The sequence below is a fragment of the Trueperaceae bacterium genome, assembly GCA_019454765.1.
GTDB lineage: Bacteria > Deinococcota > Deinococci > Deinococcales > Trueperaceae > JAAYYF01.
Window position 1 is genome coordinate 26,592 of record JACFNR010000024.1, and the last position, 4,323, is coordinate 30,914.

Consider the following 4,323-nt stretch of genomic DNA (forward strand, 5'->3'; position numbering starts at 1 on the left):
CGCGCGCTGCCGTCGGCGGGGTCGAAGGTCAGGTCGAAGGCGAGTCCCGGCACGGTGAGCGCCCCCTCGAGGGCGAGGGGCGCGGTCACCACGCGGCCGGTGAGCGTCTCCGCGTACTCGAAGGTGGCGCCGGCCCAGCCGCCCAGCGCCTCCGCGCGCCCCGTGAGCGCCGGTCGGGGGAGCAGCGTGCCCTCGGCGCTGAGGGCAGAACCCGCCGGGCCGGTGGCGGTGGCGGTCACGCGCAGGCGCTCGTCGCCGTCGCCCGCCAGCGTGACGGCGGCCTCGACCGCGCCCGTCAGCGTGGCCGTGAGGGCGCCGCGCCACGTGCCCGCCTCCAGGGCCATGCTGCCCGTCAGGGTGCCGCCGCTGCCGGCGGGGAGGTAGCGGTCGAGGGCGGCGTCGGTGGCGCGGAGCCGCAGCCGGGCGCCGCCCTCGGCGGCCTCGCTGCTCAGGTAGAGCCCCGTGCCCTCCAGGGTCAGCTCGGCGGCCGCCCCCACGCCGCTCAGGCGCCCGGTGACGGGGGAGGGGTCGAGGGCGCCCGGCCCGGGCTCGAGGGCGAGGGTGGCGCGGTAGCCCGGCCCGGCGAGCAGGTTCACCGTCCCGCTGCCGCTCAGGCGCCAGTCGGGGCGGTACTCGGCGGGCAGGGGGGCGAGCAGGCTCTCCGCCGCCGCGTCGAGCGTGACGCTCAGGTCGGTCAGGGGGCCGGTGGCGGCGGCGAGCTCCCTGCCGGTGGCGCGCTCGGTCAGGGCGGCGCTGATCACGAGCGTCGCCGGGTCCACGAGTAGGGCGCGGCGGGCGCCCTGCGCGCCGGGCGCGAGGGTGAGGTCGTAGGCGTTGCCGCCGTAGTCGAGGGTGGCGGCGACGGCGCCCTCGAGCTGCCAGCCCGAGGCCGTGCCCGTGACGGCGAGGCGCTCGCCGCCCACGGTGACGGTGGCGCCGCGCTCGGCCCAGGAGGCGGCGAGGCTCCACGGCGTGGGCCCGAGGGCGCCGCCCGGCACGGCCACGGCCGCGACGACCCCCTGCCCGCTGGCGCCCGTGGGGGTGAGGACGATGCCGCTGACGGGGCCCACGCTGGCGGTGAGGGTGGCGGCGGCGAGGTCGGCGGCGCTGACGCGCCCCGCTCCCGTCACCGGCAGGCCCGCCGCTTCGCCCGTCAGGGTCAGGGCGGCCTCGTCTCCCGTTGCCGTGGCGGTCAGCTCGAGCTCCAGCGGCCGCGCGAGGCGCACGGCGGCCGTGCCGGTGGCGGCGGCGCCACGGCCCGCGAGGTCGAGGGTGGCGCTGCCGGCCACCTGGGCGGCGGGCAGGCCGAGGCCAGCCGCCAGGTCGGGGAGGTCGGCGCTGCCCGTCGCGCGCCAGGCGCCGCTCGGCAGGTCGTAGGCGAGGTCGAGACCGGCGGCCTTCAGCGTGGCCGTGCCGGCGCCGCCCCAGTCGACGTCGAGGTCCAGGGGCAGCGTGCCGAGGCGCCCGGCGGCCCTTAGCGTGCCCGCGGCGGGGTCGACGCTACCCGCCAGGCCCAGGGGCGCGGGCAGCGCTATCCCGGCGGCGCGGGCGCCGGCCGGGAGGTGCGCGTCGACGTCGTAGGCGCCTCCCGGCAGCGCCGTGACGGCCCCGCTGAGGGGCAGCCAGTCGCTCGTGCCGGTTGGCCGCACCGGCAGGGCGGCGGCGGTGGCGGTGAGGGGGGTCGCCGAGCCGACGGCCACCGCCAGGTGCTCGCCCCGCGCCCGCAACTCCCACGGGCCGCTCGACGCAATGGGCGCGCCCGCCGGGCCGGGCGCGCCCGCCGGGCCGGGCGCGCCGGCCGCGACGGAGGCGATGGCCACGTCGACGGTCAGGCTCGTGTCGCCCAACTGAAGGGGGCCGACGGCGAGGTCGGTGCCGTGCGCCTCGGCGCCGAGGGTGAGGCCCGCGGCGCCAAGCTCCAGCCGGCCGCCGCTGGCGCTCACGCTGCCCGCGGCGGCGGCGGGTCCGGTCACGGCCACGGCGTCGAGGGTCCAGTCGGCCGTCACCTCGCCGCCCGCCAGGGCGGCCTCGAAGGCGAGGGGTCCCAGGCGGCCGGTCACCGGTCCGAGCGCGCCCCCCGTCAGCCGCGCCGTGGCGCCGCCGCGCAGGTCGGCGGCCACCGCCACGCCACCTAGGAGCGCCGGGTCGGGCGTCAGCGGCGCCGGGCCGGTGACGTCGAGGCTCAGGGCCAGGTCGTCCGGGTGGCCCGCGGCCTTGGCGTCTAGCGTGATGGGACCAAGGATGCCGGGCGCGGCCACGTTCGTCACGTGGAGGCCGCCGTCGAGGCGACCGCCGTTCACGACCAGCGCGCCGGAGAGCTCGACGCCCTCGCTCGAGTGGGCGTAGGCGGCGGTGGCGCCCGCCACGAACGCCTGCCAGCCGTCCGCGTCGAGGCGCGCGTCGAGGTCGAGGGTGACGGGCGCCGCGTCGCCCGCGCCCACGGGCAGCGTCCCCGACCAGTCGGCGGTGAGGCGCGCCCGGGGCGCGGCGCCCAGGTCGAGGCTCAGGTCGGCGGCCTCCAGGACGCCCCCCGGGGCGACGCCCTGGTAGGTGAGGCCCGCCAGGTCGACCCCCTCCAGCTGCGCCTCCAGGCGCTGGCCGGCACCGGTGCCGGGGCCGACGCTCAGGCGCACGGGCCCGCCGCCCAGGGCGGCGGCCGCGTCGACGCGCAGCTCGCCGGCGGTGCCGAACGCGAAGTTGACCGTCAGGTCGGTGAGCGCGACCCCGCCGACGCTGCCCGCGCCGGCGGCCTGCCCGCGCGCCTCCACGTGCTCCCAGCCGCTCACCCGCAGGTCGAGCTCGCCCGCGCCCGCGACCGGCAGCGGCAGGCCGCCGGGCAGCGCGTCCCGCAGGAGCCAGGCGGCGGCGTCGCCGAGGGCCGGCGCCGCCTTCCCCTGCGCCTCGAAGCGCAACGCCTCCACGTTCACCGTGCCGGTGGCCGTGACGGGGCCGCCCATGGCCCGGCCCGTGACCTCGGCCTCGATGACGGGGTAGGCGAGGCGCGCCGTGCCGCTCAGGTCTGTGGCGGCTAGGCCGAGGTCGGCGACGCTGCCGCCGGTGACGGTGAAGTCGCCGGTCACGCGGCCGCGGGTCACGGCGAGTGTGCCGGTGGCCACGCCGCCGCGCGCGCCGGGCCACCAGTGGCGCGCGATGGCCACGTCGGCGTGCTCGACCGTGCCGGTGAAGTCGAGGGTCTCGAGGTCGAGCTCGCCCCGCGCCCGCAGCGCCCCGTCCTCGGTGGCGACGGTGGCGGCGAGGAGAAGGCTGTCGTCCTGGTCGCGCACGCTGAGGTCCGTGATGGTCATGTCGGGCAGCGTGAACGGGGCGCGGCTGGCGCTCAGCTCGAGGTCGGCGAGGGTCACGTGGCCGAGCCTCAGGCGGGGGCTGGCGGGCGCGCCCGGCCCCCGGCCGCCCGGCGCCGCGCCCGTCAGGAGCCGCTCCAGGTCGACGGCGCCGCGAGCGCCCGTCACCGCCACGTCGAGGGGGAGCTCGCCCCCAAGGATGGCCGGCAGGAAGTAGTCGAGGCGGAGGCTCTCCACCGTGGCGCTCACGCCCGGCCCGTCGACGGTGACGCCCTCGAGCGTGACGGCGCGCCACAAGTTTCCCGCGCTGGCGCGGTAGTCGACGGTGAAGCCCTGCGCGGCGGCGGCGCGCAGGGCCTCGGCGAGCAGCCTGTTGCGGACGGCGGGGACCTGCGGCGCCAACGTGACGGCGCCCAGCAGCAGGGTGACGATGGCGGCGGTGAGCAACGTTTTCCGCGGCATTGCGCTGTGGGCAGGTTCCAGTTCTGCGAGGGCGCCGGGGTGGGCGTCGGTGAGGGTACTGGCCGGCGTGGCGACCGTGGCGAGGCCCGGGCGCCGGTCGGCAGCACCAGCGGCAGGAACCCCGTGCCCTACGCGCTTCGGACGCAACGCAGCCTACCACGGGGTCGATGAGAACATCGCCCGGCGCGGGCGGTTGCGGCCGCGGCCGCGGGCGCGGGCGCGGGGCGGTGGGCCGCGGCCCTGATAGCATGCGCCACCATGGCAGCAGGCGCCAACGTCCGTCGCTTCACCGCCATCGTCTCCGGCAGGGTCCAGGGGGTGGGCTTCCGCCAGTTCGTCAGGCGCCACGCCACCGACCTGGGCGTCAGGGGGCACGTGGAGAACCTCGCCGACGGGCGCGTGGAGGTGGTGGCGGAGGGGGAGCAGGACGCCCTCGACGTGCTGCTCGTGAGGTTGCGGCGCGGCCCCACCCACGCGGAGGTCAGCGGCGTCGAGGTGGAGTGGGCGGAGGGTGGCGGCGCGCTGCCGGGGTTCCATGTCTACTGAGGCGGCACCCGCG

General features: G+C 79.1%; 2 protein-coding genes. One reads left to right on the top strand and one right to left on the bottom strand.

The annotated features are described in order from the left end of the window. A partial coding sequence (locus H3C53_08170; GenBank protein MBW7916640.1) for a hypothetical protein occupies positions 1–3,764 on the bottom strand: 3,764 nt, incomplete at its 3' end. A gap of 258 nt (positions 3,765–4,022) precedes the next feature. On the opposite strand from H3C53_08170, the gene H3C53_08175 reads away from it, so the two are divergent. Further along, positions 4,023–4,310, top strand: coding sequence for an acylphosphatase (locus tag H3C53_08175; GenBank protein ID MBW7916641.1), 288 nt, complete (start codon positions 4,023–4,025; stop codon positions 4,308–4,310). Positions 4,311–4,323 lie beyond the last annotated feature (13 nt).